The 13,739-nt window shown below is 57.6% G+C and carries 11 protein-coding genes; 10 read left to right on the forward strand and 1 reads right to left on the reverse strand.

The features are described from left to right. Nucleotides 1-145 precede the first annotated feature (145 nt). The 9 genes from LBR61_11265 to LBR61_11305 all read left to right on the forward strand — a co-directional run bounded on the left by LBR61_11265 (nt 146) and on the right by LBR61_11305 (nt 11,663). Nucleotides 146-1,867 carry a sulfite exporter TauE/SafE family protein gene (locus LBR61_11265; protein MDR1732660.1) on the forward strand — a complete coding sequence of 574 codons (1,722 nt, stop codon included), beginning with the start codon at nt 146-148 and terminating at the stop codon, nt 1,865-1,867. 32 nt (nt 1,868-1,899) lie between these two features. Further along, entirely contained in the window at nt 1,900-2,370 is a 471-nt protein-coding gene (locus LBR61_11270; GenBank protein MDR1732661.1) for a DUF2318 domain-containing protein, read from the forward strand. 51 nt (nt 2,371-2,421) lie between these two features. Continuing rightward, a complete protein-coding gene (locus LBR61_11275; GenBank protein ID MDR1732662.1) occupies nt 2,422-4,902 on the forward strand; it encodes a heavy metal translocating P-type ATPase in 2,481 nt (826 codons plus the stop codon). 60 nt (nt 4,903-4,962) lie between these two features. Beyond that, nucleotides 4,963-5,670, forward strand: coding sequence for a hypothetical protein (locus LBR61_11280; GenBank protein ID MDR1732663.1), 708 nt, complete (start codon nt 4,963-4,965; stop codon nt 5,668-5,670). 62 nt (nt 5,671-5,732) lie between these two features. Beyond that, a complete protein-coding gene (locus tag LBR61_11285) occupies nt 5,733-5,942 on the forward strand; it encodes a copper ion binding protein (GenBank protein ID MDR1732664.1) in 210 nt (69 codons plus the stop codon). 69 nt (nt 5,943-6,011) lie between these two features. Further along, a complete protein-coding gene (locus LBR61_11290; protein ID MDR1732665.1) occupies nt 6,012-6,740 on the forward strand; it encodes a response regulator transcription factor in 729 nt (242 codons plus the stop codon). Next, nucleotides 6,737-8,137, forward strand: coding sequence for a HAMP domain-containing protein (locus LBR61_11295; GenBank protein MDR1732666.1), 1,401 nt, complete (start codon nt 6,737-6,739; stop codon nt 8,135-8,137). The genes LBR61_11290 and LBR61_11295 overlap by 4 nt, the downstream gene beginning before the upstream one ends. A gap of 294 nt (nt 8,138-8,431) precedes the next feature. Continuing rightward, nucleotides 8,432-10,201 carry a methyl-accepting chemotaxis protein gene (locus LBR61_11300; GenBank protein ID MDR1732667.1) on the forward strand — a complete coding sequence of 590 codons (1,770 nt, stop codon included), beginning with the start codon at nt 8,432-8,434 and terminating at the stop codon, nt 10,199-10,201. Nucleotides 10,202-10,265: 64 nt separating this feature from the next. Further along, the gene (locus LBR61_11305; protein ID MDR1732668.1) at nt 10,266-11,663 is read left to right on the forward strand and encodes a purine/pyrimidine permease; all 1,398 of its coding nucleotides are present in this window, start codon (nt 10,266-10,268) and stop codon (nt 11,661-11,663) included. A 16-nt stretch (nt 11,664-11,679) separates the two neighbouring features. Here the strand turns inward: LBR61_11305 and LBR61_11310 are convergent, their stop codons facing one another. Beyond that, the gene (locus tag LBR61_11310) at nt 11,680-12,303 is read right to left on the reverse strand and encodes a LysE family translocator (protein ID MDR1732669.1); all 624 of its coding nucleotides are present in this window, start codon (nt 12,301-12,303) and stop codon (nt 11,680-11,682) included. A 151-nt stretch (nt 12,304-12,454) separates the two neighbouring features. Here LBR61_11310 and LBR61_11315 point away from each other — a divergent pair, with 151 nt between their 5' ends. Continuing rightward, entirely contained in the window at nt 12,455-13,411 is a 957-nt protein-coding gene (locus tag LBR61_11315) for a GDP-L-fucose synthase (protein ID MDR1732670.1), read from the forward strand. The last annotated feature ends 328 nt before the right edge of the window (nt 13,412-13,739 follow it).

The following is a 13,739-nucleotide window of genomic DNA, read 5'->3' on the forward strand; positions in this document are numbered from 1 at the left end:
GATAAGTCCCCAGGGCATTGTGATTTCCCTCCACCATAAATTTATTCCGCTTTAAGTATCCTACTTTGTCAGATAAATTTCATCTGCACAAATTCTACAAATTGTTTTGGTAGTATTCCCACCGCAGAAAGAGGTGGGGTGAACAATGCAAACAAAGACGCTTCGTGTCGAGGGAATGACATGTACCGGGTGTGAGGGGAGAATCGAGCGGAAGCTGAGAGCGGCGAAGGGGGTGACGGAGGCGGTCGCGCGTTTTGCCGAAGGAACGGTGCGGGTGACCCTGGATCCCGCCGTGATCGGGTTCGATACCGTCGCTGGACTTGTGGAAGATTTGGATTATCGCGTCGTCGGCTCCTTCGACGATCAGGAGGAAAAGGACGGTGAGGGAGCGGGGCCGAAATTCGAGCTCTGGAAAACGATCTGGATCGCCCTGGCGCTTTACGAGCTGTATGTTCTGCTTGACCGATTCGGACTGCTGGACGTCTTTTACGCTTTTCCGGAGGCGAGGGCCGGAATGGGGTACGGCATGATCTTCACCGTGGGCCTTCTCACCTCGGTGCACTGCGTCGCCATGTGCGGCGGCATCAACCTTTCCCAGTCGATTTCGAGGGCGGCGCCGGCGGAGCGTCTTGTTCGGCTCGCGGCGTTTCGGTCCGGTCTGCTCTACAACCTGGGACGGCTCGTTTCCTACACGCTCATCGGAGGAATCGCCGGAGCGCTGGGTTCGGCCGTGAGTCTCTCCGAGTCCGCCCGTGGAGGGGTACAGATCGCTGCGGGAGCCTTCATGATTATTATGGGGCTTAACATGCTGAACGTCTTTCCCTGGCTGAGGCGGCTGAATCCCCGGATGCCGAAAATTTTCGGCGATAAACTTCACGGACAGGGAGGAAGCCGCGCGCCCCTTTACGTGGGCCTTCTCAACGGTCTGATGCCCTGCGGCCCTCTGCAGGCCATGCAGATTTACGCGCTGTCCACCGGCAGTTTCCTTAAAGGGGCGCTTTCCATGTTTTTCTTCAGCGCGGGGACGATCCCCCTCATGTTCGGACTGAGCGCGCTGAGCGGCCTTCTGAGCCGCCGGTTCACCCGGAGCGCGATGACCGTGGGGGCGGTGATGGTCGTGCTTTTGGGCGCGGGCATGTTTGGAAACGGCATGGACCTGTCGGGTCTTTCTTTTGTCCTGGCGCCGGCCGGAGAGGCGGTTTCAGGGACTTCCGCCCGGATGGAGGGCGGTGTGCAGGTGGTCCGCACCGAACTTCAGTCGGGGCGTTATGCTCCCATTGTCGTCCGGCTGGGCACGCCCGTTCGATGGAACATTCACGCGGAGCCGGGGACGGTCAACGGCTGCAACAATAGAATCGTCCTGCCCGGCTCTCTTCGGGAGGCCCCCGACGTTCCGGGGCGGATACAGAAAAAGCTCGCCGTCGGGGACAATCTGGTGGAATTTGTCCCCACCCGGGCGGGAACGTTCACCTACACCTGCTGGATGGGGATGATCCGCGGAAAAATCACGGTCGTCGATGAAACGGAGACATCGGGCTCCACCGCGCTGGCGGCGGAATCGACGGAAGAGGATCTGGATCTTTCCGCCCTGTCGTTTGACGTGTCCTCCGAGGACGCGGACATTTTTTCGGCGCTTTTCAGCGACCCGGAGGACGCCTCCGCGGAGGAGATCGAAAACGCGAGCAGTCCCTCCTGCTGCGCGGCGAACACCGCCGATAACGCCGCTTCCGCTCCTTCGGTCGGTCGTTCCTGCTGCGCCCCCGCCTCGCCGCAGGTTTCCGCGCCCCGCATCATTTTAAGCGACGGCCTGCCTCCCGGTCCCTGGCGCATTCGGGCGCAGCCCCGGCAAAGTTGCTGCACCCGTTGAAAAATATTATTTTGAGAAGGGAAGAGATTTAAATGTCAAAAAATGTGGTATCGTCGAAATTCAAAAGCGGGAAAGGGCTTTTTGTTCTGGCGCTGTTGCTGGCCTCCGGGACGATTGCGGCGGCGGCGGAGCTTCCAAACGGCGATCTGCTCATTGTTCCCGATGAAATTACGGAGACGGCGACGTTCTTTCCCATCAACGTGGAGGGCGTTCAGATGGAGGTCTTTGCGGTGAGAGCCCCGGACGGCACCGTGCGAACGGCCTTCAACACCTGTCAGGTCTGCTACGCCTCCGGAAGGGGCTATTATAAACAGGAAGGCGGCATGTTCGTGTGCCAGAACTGCGGCAACCGCTTCCGAACCAGCGACGTGGAGCTGGTCCACGGCGGATGCAATCCGGTTCCCATCACCTCGAGGTACAAAACGGTGGACGAAAGGGGAATCACCATCGCAAAGAGTTTCCTGGTTCGGGCAAAGCCGATTTTCGCGAGATGGAAACGGTGAAATAATGATGAAGCACGGGAAGAGACACAGGAAGGGAAAGGAAGGTCGTATATGTTGAGAGAGACCGTAGCGATTGGGGGCATGACCTGCGCCGCCTGCGCGAAAAGAATCGAGAGGGCGGTGGGAAAGCTCCAGGGCATCGCCGACGCCAGCGTCAACTTCGCCACGGAAAAACTCACGGTGGAGTTCGATGAAAAACAGGTCGCGCTGGGCGACATCGAAAAGAAAATCGTCGACGCGGGGTATAACGTCCTGAAAGAGAGGCCCAAAAGCGGTGCGACGATCCCCATCGGCGGCATGACCTGCGCCGCCTGCGCGAAGAGAATTGAGAAGGCGGTGGGCAAACTCGACGGAGTGGAGTCCGCCAGCGTCAACTTTGCCACGGAAAAACTCACGGTGTCCTGGGACCCGTCGCGGGTCAGACTTTCCGCCATACGGGACGCCGTCGAAAAGGCGGGCTATAAGGCCCTCTCCGCCGAGAAAAGCGGAGCGGTGGACGAGGACCGTCTGCGCAGGGAAGGGGAAATCCGCTCGATGTGGAGAAAGTTCATCGTGGCGGCGATTTTCGGGGCCCCCCTTCTGTACCTCGCCATGGGCTCCATGGTCTGGTGGCTGTACTGGCCGATTCCGAAGTTCCTGCGGCCGATGCAGTATCCTCTGAACTACCTCCTGGTCCAGATCCTTCTCACCCTGCCCATCCTGGTCGTGGGGCGCAACTTTTACCGAGTGGGGTTCAGGGCCTTTTTTCAGGGCAGCCCCAACATGGATTCCCTCATCGCGATAGGCACATCCGCGGCGGTGATATACAGCTTTTACTCCTGCTGGAGAGTTCTGCAGGGGGACTTCGGCGCGGTGGAGAACCTGTACTTCGAGTCCGCCGGGGTCATCATCACCCTCATTCTCCTGGGGAAAACCCTCGAAGCGGTTTCGAAGGGGAAAACCTCCGAGGCCATCAAAAAACTGATGGGTCTCGCCCCCAAAACCGCCACCGTCGTCAAAGACGGCAAAGAAACGGAAATTCCCGTGGAGGAAGTGGAGGTCGGCGACGTGCTCCTGGTCCGGCCGGGCGGGAAAATTCCGGTGGACGGCACGATTCTGGACGGGCAGTCCGCGGTGGACGAATCCATGCTCACGGGGGAGAGCATTCCCATCGACAAAAAGGCGGGAGACAGGGTTTTTGCCGCCACGATCAACAAAAACGGAGTGCTCCGGTTCGAGGCCACGAAGGTGGGGGACGCCACGGCTCTCGCCCAGATCATCAAAATGGTGGAGGACGCGCAGGGATCGAAGGCCCCCATTGCCCGTCTGGCCGACGTGGTGGCGGGATATTTCGTGCCAGTGGTCTGCGTCATAGCGGTTCTCGCCGCCGGAGCGTGGTACTGGGGCACGCAGGACGTCCGGTTTGCCATGACCATCTTCATCTCCATCCTGATCATCGCCTGTCCCTGCGCTCTGGGGCTCGCCACTCCCACGGCCATCATGGTGGGGACGGGCAGGGGCGCGGAATACGGCATCCTGTTCCGGGGCGGCGAAGCTCTGGAGACGGCCCATAAAATCGACACCATCGTGCTGGACAAAACCGGAACGATCACGGAGGGAAAACCCGAGGTCACGGACGTCATCACGGCGGAGGGCGTGGATTCGGCCCGGCTGCTTCGACTGACGGCCTCCGCGGAAAAGGGCTCCGAACACCCTCTGGGGGAGGCCATCGTCCGGAGGGCGGAGGAAGAGGGAGTCGAATTTCTGGAAATTGAAAACTTCCAGGCGCTTACCGGACTCGGCATCGAAGTGGACATTCGGGAGCCCGCCGGGAAAGTCCACGCCTTTATCGGAAACCGGAAGCTGATGGACGGGAGAAACATCCCCCTGAACGGGCTGGAGTCCGAGTCCGACCGTCTGGCGGGAGAGGGTAAGACGCCCATGTACGTCGTTCTCGAAAACAGGCTCGCGGGGATCGTGGCGGTGGCGGACGTGGTTCGGAAGAGCAGCGCTGAGGCGATCCGTATTCTGAGGGAGATGGGGGTCGGCGTGGCCATGATCACCGGCGACAACCCGCGAACCGCCGGCGCCATTGCGAAGCAGGTGGGCATCGACCGGGTCCTTGCGGAGGTCCTGCCCCAGGATAAATCCAACGAGGTGAAGAAGCTTCAGGCGGAAGGGCGCAAAATCGCCATGGTCGGAGACGGAATCAACGACGCTCCCGCTCTGGCCCAGGCCGACGTGGGAATCGCCATCGGCTCCGGAACCGACGTGGCCATGGAGTCGGCGGACATTGTTCTGATGCGGAGCGACCTGATGGACGTTCCGACCGCCCTGCAGCTCAGCAGGAGCACCATACGCAACATAAAGGAAAATCTGTTCTGGGCTTTTGCGTACAACACGGCGGGCATCCCCATCGCGGCCGGAGTGCTGCACTTCTTCGGCGGCCCGCTGCTGGATCCCATGCTGGCGGCTGCGGCCATGTCCCTGAGCTCGGTTTCCGTTCTCTCCAACGCACTGAGGCTCCGGCGATTTCGACCGAAGCGCGGCTGATATCGGAATAATTTAAAGAAGAATTTAAATGAAGAAGAATTTAAATTGGAGGCAAAAAACATGAAAAAAACGACAAACGGGAAAATAACGAAGGGCATTGCGATTGTTTTCGGACTCTTTTTGATTCTTGCGGCGAAAAACGCCGGCGCGGCGCTCTTTGATACGGACATTGTGGGGCGGGCCGCGGAGACCTCCTTCACGGCGATGCTGAAGGCTCTTCCCGCAAAGGTGACACTCGACGACTCTCTTGGCGTGTGGGTGCTGACGGCCCCGGACGGTTCAGCGACTTTCGCCTGGCGCAGGGATGCGAGGGACGGACGCGCGCTGGATGCCTGGCTGCGCTTTGACGCGAAGCCCTTCAGGGACGCCGGGCTGGACCTGAGCAAAATGCCCGCCGGAACCGTGGATGGGGATGAAATTGTGCTGGGAAGCCGGCTGTCTCAAAAAGCCCTGAGCTACGAAGGCGAGGTCACTCCCGAGGCTTCCTTCTCGCAGGTGGTGAAACTCGACAGGGATCTGATCGGCTACCACGCCGCGCTGGACCACTATGGAATGACCCTGTCTGAGGGCACGATCTTCGAGTGGGCGAAGGACATGAGCAAAAACGACAAGGACATCGTGTTTGTCCTGAATCCCAAACCCTTCCTTGACGCCGGCGTCGATCCCGCCAAAGTCGAGGGTTGGGTCTTTGCGAAAGTTCCCGTGGAGGATGAACGCGGCAGAAAATACGAAGCGGACAAGTTTCTGAAGCCCTTTAACTTAAAATAACCGGATTAAAACAGGTTACAATAGAGAACGGACTAAATCTATCCAATGAGGAGGTTACCTCGATGACAGAGAAGGTATTTAAAGTTGACGGCATGTCCTGCTCTCACTGCGTTAAGGCGGTGACGAACGCGATCAGCTCTCTGGATGGCGTGGGAAGCGTCAGCGTCAGCCTCGAAGGCGGGACGGCCACGGTGAGCTATGACGCCGCCAAAGTCTCGGAGGCGAAAATCAAAGAGGCCATCGAAGCGGAAGACTACGAAGTCAAAGACTGACGTTTTTCGCAGGGGCGCGGCTTTGCTGTACGGAGGCCGCGCCCCCGAACCTGCCGGGGAGGTTGTATCGTGAGCGGAGACCGACGGAAAATCTTGGTCGTCGACGATGAACCGAAAATTGTGGAAGTGGTGAAATCTCTGCTGCAAAAAGAGGGCTTTGTCGTGTTCGGGGCGAAGAATGCCGAGGAAACCTTCGAAATTTTCCAGAGAGAAGACCTCGCCCTGATCCTGCTGGACCTCATGCTTCCCGACATGCCGGGAGAGGAAATTTGCGCTGCCATCCGAAAAAAATCTCACGTGCCGATCATCATGCTGACGGCGCGGGTGGAGGAGGAGGACATGCTGAGAGGCCTCTCCGTCGGGGCCGACGACTATATCACAAAACCCTTCAGCCTGCGGGCCCTCTCCGCCAGAGTGGACGCCGTGCTGCGCCGTTCCGGGGAGTATCGGCTTCCTCCGGGCGGCGAACTGGTCTTTGACGGCGGGGCTCTCGCGGTCGATCTGGCGGGCCGGTCCGTCAGAAAGGGCGATCAGTCGGTGAGCCTGACCCCCAATGAATTCCGCATTCTCGAGGTCCTCGTCCGGTCCCCCGGTCGGGTGTTCACCCGGGATCAGCTGATCGAATCCGCCCTGGGGGACGAATTTGACGGTTTCCCGAGGGCGATTGACAGTCACATCAAAAATCTCCGTCGAAAGCTGGAGGACAACCCCAGAGAGCCGGTCTGGATTCTGACGATCCACGGAGTGGGCTATCGTTTCGGCGGCCGGAGCGAAACAGGGGAGCCGGCGAAGGCATGACGGCCCGTTACGCGCTCAGAACGAAACTGTCGTTTTACATCGCCCTCGTGGCGCTGCTGACCGTGGCCCTGACCGGCATTTTATCCAACGTGTCCATTCGCCGCCGGTTCGAGGACTATATCGCCAGAGAGCAGGCGCGAAGGAACGAGGAAATTTTGCAGAACGTGACGGAACAGTATGATTTTCTCACGGAAAACTGGAATATGGAGTTTCTGCACGCCATCGGGATGCACGCCCTTTACGACGGGTACATTCTTCGGATTTACGACCGGCGGGGGAACCTGCTGTGGGATGCGGAGGACTGCGACATGGAGGCCTGCCGGCACATCATGGAGGACATCACCCGAAAGATGCGGGACCGTTATCCTGACGCGGGAGGCGGATTCACGACGAAAGACGTTCCTCTCCTGGCGGGAGGGCAGCCCATCGGCCGGGTGGTTCTGGGATATGTCGCCCCCTGGTTTCTGGACGAAAACGGATTTCTTTTTCTGGACGCGCTGAACGCGGTTTTCATCGGGAGCGCCGTTTTTTCTCCGCTGCTGGCGGTGGCGGCGGGCTGGCTTCTGGCCCGGAGAGTGAGCGATCCCATCCGGAAAACGGTGGATGGGGTGAAGCGGCTGGCCGAAGGGGATTATTCCGTTGAACTGGAAGCGGACTCGGACGTTCGGGAGCTGAACGAGCTGGTGTTTTCCGTGGATCATCTGGCGCGGTCCATTGCGGCTCAGGAAACTCTCAGGCGGCAGCTCACGGCCGACGTGGCTCACGAGCTCCGCACGCCCCTGACCACGCTGGGAACCCATATCGAGGCGATGGTGGAGGGGCTGTGGGATCCCACCAGAGAGCGGCTCGCGAGCTGTTACGAGGAGACGGATCGCATCGGGCGGCTGGTGCTGGATATGGAAAACCTGGCGAAGGTCGAAAGCGGCAATCTGAAGCTGAATAAAACGCCCATCGATCTTCGTGAGCTTGCGGAAAAGACGCTGCTGAACTTCGAGACGGAAATCCACGTCAAAAAACTTCGGGCCTTCGTGGAGGGAAGTTGTTCCGAATGTTGCGCCGACCGTGACCGGATCAGCCAGGTTCTGGTGAATCTGATCTCCAACGCCGTGAAGTACACCCGGCCGGAGGGGACGATCGGGGTTGCTCTTTCGGAAACGGAGGGGACCGTCTGCATCGATGTGGAAGACGACGGTATCGGCGTTTCGGAGGAGGACCTGCCGTTCATCTTCGAGAGATTCTACCGCGCCGACAAATCCCGCAGCCGCACCACCGGCGGTTCGGGCATCGGTCTTGCCATCGTCCGGTCGATCGTCACAGCCCACAGAGGCTCGGTCAGTGTCCGAAGCGCCCCCGGTCAGGGCAGCCGCTTCCGGGTGGAACTGCCGAAGAACCGCTGAATCATGGCAATATCCTTTCTTACAGACCTTTCTTTCTGTGCCTTTTTTTAATTTTATATTTTATATCCTGCCTTCAAAAGTGAAATTACAATTGTGAATTAATCTAAATTAAATGACTATAAGTTGCAATGAATTCTTTGCATGACTTATATTCATCGTTTTGACTTAAATCAATGGGCGTAAATTTGTGTTGAAAGGGCAATATGTAAGTTTCTATACTGCACTGAAGAACCTTGCGTATAGGCTTTGTTTAAAGTTTATATTCCTGGAATCTTCAGAGGAGGTTGTTTTGCAATGTCGTGGTTCAGAAATATGCGCACTATGACGAGAATTTCTATTCTTGTTTCTGTTTTGCTGTTTCTTATGCTTTTTATCGCTCTCGTGGGGCACTCCGCCAATCGCGATATGGAGAGAAGCATGGAGAAAATCCATACGAAATACACTCGGCTGGCCATGGATTATCTGGTCGTGAATATCCGTACCGTCATGAACCGGTATCTGGTGATGAGCATGATGGATACTTTCGTTGAGGCAGAACTTGCGGACCTTGCGCAGACGGTCATGAAGAACAGAAACGAGGTTGCGAAACTGATAAGCGGTCTGAAGGAGGAAGATCTCACGCCGGAAGAGCTGGAAGTCCATCGCCGCCTTCTGGTGATTGGGCCCCAGTACAGAAAGTTACAGGATGAGGCCATCGCCTTTGCCAAAACCGGGGCCCCTCGCGACAAAATGAAGATTCGCCTTTCCCGGCAGGGCGATATTACAGAATCTGAAAATGAATACGAAAAAAATTTACAGCTTCTGGCGAAAATGATGATGGCGGAGGGAGAAAAAGAAAACACTTCCGCTTTCGTCCGGGCTGCCGGAGGTGAGAAACAGCTTGTTATCCTGTCGCTGATTGCGCTGCTGCTGGGCCTCGTCCTGACGGTGGCCCTCTCCCGGACAATTACGAAGCCGCTTCGGGAAATTCAGGAGAGCGTGAACGCCTTTGCGGGAGGCAACCTGGACAGCCGTTTCCCGGAGCGGGGCAGGGATGAAATTGCCGTTATGGGAAAAACCCTGCAGGAAATGGCCGAAAAGCTCAGAAACGTCATCGTCGCGATTCGCAGCGCCGGAGCGAGGATTTTGAGTACTTCACAGAATTTTGCCGCCCTTGCTCAGGAGAGTAACGCCTCCGTGGAGGAATTTCGTTCCAGCGTGGATGAAATGGGCAACAACCTTGAAAAGCTTGCCGTCATTGGGGACGAGGTCAACTCCTCTGTGAGTGAAGTGGCGACGGGAGCCCAGGCCACGGCCGAGAAGGGCACCGACATCGCGGGGCGTGTCGAAAAAGCCATGGAAGCGGGGGAAAACGGAAGGCGCGCCGTTCAGCGGGTCGTGTCAGATATGTCCAGCCTGGCGGAGAACGCCTCGAACACCGCGAAATCGGTTCAGCAGCTGAGCGACAGAACGCGAAAAATCCAGGACTTCGTCGCGCAAATCGGTGCCATTGCTGATCAGACCAATCTGTTGGCTTTAAACGCGGCCATCGAGGCGGCCCGGGCGGGGGAGGCGGGTCGAGGGTTTGCGGTGGTCGCCGAGGAAGTGCGAAAACTTGCGGAGGAAAGCAACATCGCGGCGCAGAATATCGAAGGCCTTGCCGGAGCCATTATGGGAGAACTGGATACCGTGGTCGGCACGTCGCTGGAAAATGCCCAGGCTTCCGAGGGGGCGAAAACGCTTTCCGGAGAAACACAGAAGCTCCTTGACGACATGCTCTCCTACCTGAAAGAGATTGCCGACGCAACTCAGGACCTTGCCGCGGTGTCACAGGAACAGGCCGCGTCCAGCGAGGAAATCGCCGAGGCCGTTCACCGGATCGCGTCCATGGTCAGCAGCTCGGCGGCGCTGGGGGACAACATTCGCGACGGAGCGGGAGATGTGGCGAAAGCCGCGGAACATGTGGCTGCCGGCTCCGAAGATCTGTCGAAACTCGCGGGAGATCTGGAGAAGCTGCTCCGATTCTTCCGGATGGAAAATCATCATTCGGCGTCCGCCGCCGCGTTGTCTCCCGCTGCGCGGTAAATCGTCCTTACGCTGTGCTATCATTATTTTCCGATAGCATACGGTTTCGAGGAGGAATACACAAATGGCGAAAAAGCAGATTATTTATGGAGCGGATGTGACGCCTCCCTTTCCGATCATGGTGCTTGCGGGAGCCCAGCATGTCCTGACCCTGTTTGGAGCGACAACGCTGGTCCCGCTGATATTCGGCCCGGCTATGGGAATGAGCCCCGAACAGCTGGCGAAATTTATCGGCTGCGTCTATTTCGGCATGGGGATCGCGACCCTGGTGCAAACTCATCCAAAGCTGGGGACGGGGCTTCCCATCGTCCAGGGCTCCAGTTTCAGCTTCATTCCTCCGATTATGACGATTATCGGGGCCTACGGTGCCATGGGGCCGGAAACGATTATGCAGTATGTGGGGGGCGGGCTCATTGTGGGCGGGCTTGTCCTGTCGGCTCTGGGTTATCTGAAGATCGTCGGTTACATCCGCAGGTTCATTACGCCCGTGGTCATCGGGCCGACCATCATGGCGATCGGATTCTCTCTCGCGGGCACCGCCGTTGGCAGCGCCGGGCAGAACTGGCCGATTTCTCTTCTCGTGGTTCTTTTAATCTTCTTCTTCAGTCTGATTGTAAAAAACAGGATTATCAATATTTTTGCGATACTTGCTTCCATCCTCATCGCCTGGCTGGTTTGTGTGTTGATCTCGCAGGCGGGGTGGGTCGCGGCGGGGCATCCCGTTTACGTCAGTTTCGACACGGTGGCGCAGGCCCCTGTCTGGAGAACCGATATTTTTATGCCCTGGGGTGCGCCTAAATTCAGTTTCCTCGCCATCGGGGCGCTTCTGGCGGGATTTTTCTCCGTTATGATCGAGTCCATCGGAGATTATCATTCCTGCTCCTACGCCTCCGGACTTCCAGACCCCACGCCGGAGATGATCAACCGTGGCATCGGGGCGGAGGGGCTGGACTGCGCGATTTCCGGACTGCTGGGCTCGGTGGGGACCACCTCTTACACCGAAAACATCGGCCTCATCGGACTTACCGGCGTGGCTTCCCGCAATGTCGTCCGTACAGGGGCGGTAATTCTCTTGGGGATGAGTATGCTGGGCAAACTGGGAGCCCTGGTGGCAACGATGCCGACTCCGGTCATCGGGGGAGCGTACATCGCCCTCTTCGGCACCATTGGCGCGCTGGGCATTCAGGTTCTGTTGCGGGCGGATATGGGCAGCCAGCGCAACGTTTTGATCGTGGGCTTTTCCTTCCTGATGGCCATGGGGCTGCCTGGCTGGGTGGGACAGGAATCGGTTCAAAAGGCGCTCACCGATCCCGCCTCCGGACCTTTTCTCTCCACGCTGGGAGGCATGGTGTGGGCCATTCTCAGAACGCCCATGGCCGTGGCGGGAATCTGCGCCGCCCTCTGTGATTCTCTGGTTCCCGGCACGGACGAGGAACGCGGTATATCTGAACGACAGTCCTGATGATTTTTGATGGGGATCAGTTCGCGCGCTTCAGCAGACCGACCATGCGGAGCGCGAAGAACACGATGGCGAGCCCCACGCCGACGTTGAGAGCAGTCATGAGTGCCGGGGGAAGAAAGGTTTTGACGACGCTGCCCGCCATCGCCACTCCGTTGAGGAAGAGAAACGTCGCCCCGGCACAGCCCGCGCCAAAGGGAAGGATCTGGCGCCGGTCCATGTCCTCCGCCGTGATACGCGTGGAAAAAACGCCGCCCCAGAAAACGATGGTGAGAGGATTGGAACCCGTCAGAATCGCGGCCCGCAGAAATACGTTCTCCGTTTCGGAGCTTTGAAACAGCGCGATCTGCGGCATAAAGGAGAACCCCAGCGCACCCGCGGCGATGTCCAGTCCGAAAAGCACCAGGACACCGGCCCCCGCGATGCGGATTGCCTTTTTTACCCGTTCATTCTGCAGAAACGCGGAGATTCCAAGCGCGGCCAGGGCGATGTACAGCCCGTCCACGACGGTGGTGGCCAGCGCCGCCAATGACCCCATGAGAAACCCCAGCCTTCCCGCCGTGTTGAAAACCATCAGGCACACGGGTCCCACCGCCAGCTGCAAAAGAAGCCCAAAACGCAGTCCCGACAAAAATATGCTCATATTTTTTCCCTTCCGGATGTGAATTTCTCCCTGGAGGAAGTATACCGCTTTTGACGGGCGCTCTTGGATTTTTCTCCGCAACATGATACATTTTCACAATTATATATGCAAAGATCGCGCAGAAAACGCAATTGAGGGAGAGGAAAAGATCATGAACGCCGATGCGAAAATATACGTCGCCGGACATCGCGGACTGGTGGGAAGCGCCCTGACGCGACAGCTGGAGCGAAAGGGATTTCACAACCTCCTGCTGAGGACCAGTTCCGAGCTGGATCTGAGAGATCCTGCGGCGACGCGGGCGTTTTTTGCCGCCGAAAGACCGGAGTACGTTTTTCTGGCGGCGGCGAAGGTGGGCGGCATCTACGCGAACAGCGTCTGTCCGGCGGATTTCATTTACGACAATCTGGCGATCGAAACCAGCGTGATTCACGGGGCGTATGAAACAGGGGTGAAGAAGCTGCTGTTTCTGGGAAGCTCCTGCATTTATCCGCGTCTGGCCCCTCAGCCCATAAAAGAAAGCGCTCTTCTGACCGGCGAACTGGAACCCACCAACGAACCCTACGCGGTAGCCAAAATTGCGGGAATTCGGCTTTGTCAGGCGTTCAATCGTCAGTATGGGACGAATTTCATCTCCGTTATGCCGACCAACCTTTACGGTCCGGGAGACAACTACGACCTCGACAGCTCCCACGTTCTGCCGGCCATGATCCGCAGGTTCCACGAGGCGAAGATGAAGAATGCTCCGTCGGTAACGCTTTGGGGCACGGGGACGCCGCGTCGGGAGTTTCTTTACGTGGACGACATGGCCGACGCCTGCATCTTTCTGATGGAGCGTCATGAGGGGTCGCAGATCGTGAACATCGGGACGGGAGTGGATCTGACGATCCGGGAACTGGCGGAAACGGTCCGAAGGGTCGTCGGCTATGAGGGCGCGATCCAGTGGGATACCTCGAAGCCGGATGGCACGCCGAGAAAACTGCTGGACGTCTCCCTCCTTCACGGGCTGGGGTGGAAGCACTCCACGGAGCTGGAAGAAGGCATCGCCAAAACCTGCAGGGCGTTTCTCGCCTCAGAGCAATTTGAAGTAAAAGACCTGAAGTTAGAATAGCTAAAAGCAATGATATTTAAACATCAGCTTCTTCATTAACGCTCGATTGAAAGCAAATTGGTATCAGACCAATTTGAAATAAAAGGCCTAAAGTTAGAATAGCTAAAAGCAGTGATATTCAAACATTAGCTTCTTCATTAACGCTCGGTTAAAAGCAAATTGGTATCAGACCCTGCCGGTAAAAGAGATATTGATGCCAGTTTGTAAAAACAATGCTCAACGCACAGAAACTCGCACGTTGAGCATTATTTTTTCTATTCTTTTTTCAGCTATTCTTTTTTCAGATTCGGTCGTTCCTGAATTATTCTACGGTGAAAAGCAGCGTGCC

It is taken from the genome of Synergistaceae bacterium (assembly GCA_031272035.1).
GTDB lineage: Bacteria > Synergistota > Synergistia > Synergistales > Aminobacteriaceae > JAISSA01.

Coding starts and splice junctions, on each gene's coding strand:
- LBR61_11265 (MDR1732660.1), top strand. CDS start 146: ATGCAAACAAAGACGCTTCGTGTCGAGGGAATGACATGTACCGGGTGT.
- LBR61_11270 (MDR1732661.1), top strand. CDS start 1,900: ATGTCAAAAAATGTGGTATCGTCGAAATTCAAAAGCGGGAAAGGGCTT.
- LBR61_11275 (MDR1732662.1), top strand. CDS start 2,422: ATGTTGAGAGAGACCGTAGCGATTGGGGGCATGACCTGCGCCGCCTGC.
- LBR61_11280 (MDR1732663.1), top strand. CDS start 4,963: ATGAAAAAAACGACAAACGGGAAAATAACGAAGGGCATTGCGATTGTT.
- LBR61_11285 (MDR1732664.1), top strand. CDS start 5,733: ATGACAGAGAAGGTATTTAAAGTTGACGGCATGTCCTGCTCTCACTGC.
- LBR61_11295 (MDR1732666.1), top strand. CDS start 6,737: ATGACGGCCCGTTACGCGCTCAGAACGAAACTGTCGTTTTACATCGCC.
- LBR61_11300 (MDR1732667.1), top strand. CDS start 8,432: ATGTCGTGGTTCAGAAATATGCGCACTATGACGAGAATTTCTATTCTT.
- LBR61_11305 (MDR1732668.1), top strand. CDS start 10,266: ATGGCGAAAAAGCAGATTATTTATGGAGCGGATGTGACGCCTCCCTTT.
- LBR61_11310 (MDR1732669.1), bottom strand. CDS start 12,303: ATGAGCATATTTTTGTCGGGACTGCGTTTTGGGCTTCTTTTGCAGCTG.
- LBR61_11315 (MDR1732670.1), top strand. CDS start 12,455: ATGAACGCCGATGCGAAAATATACGTCGCCGGACATCGCGGACTGGTG.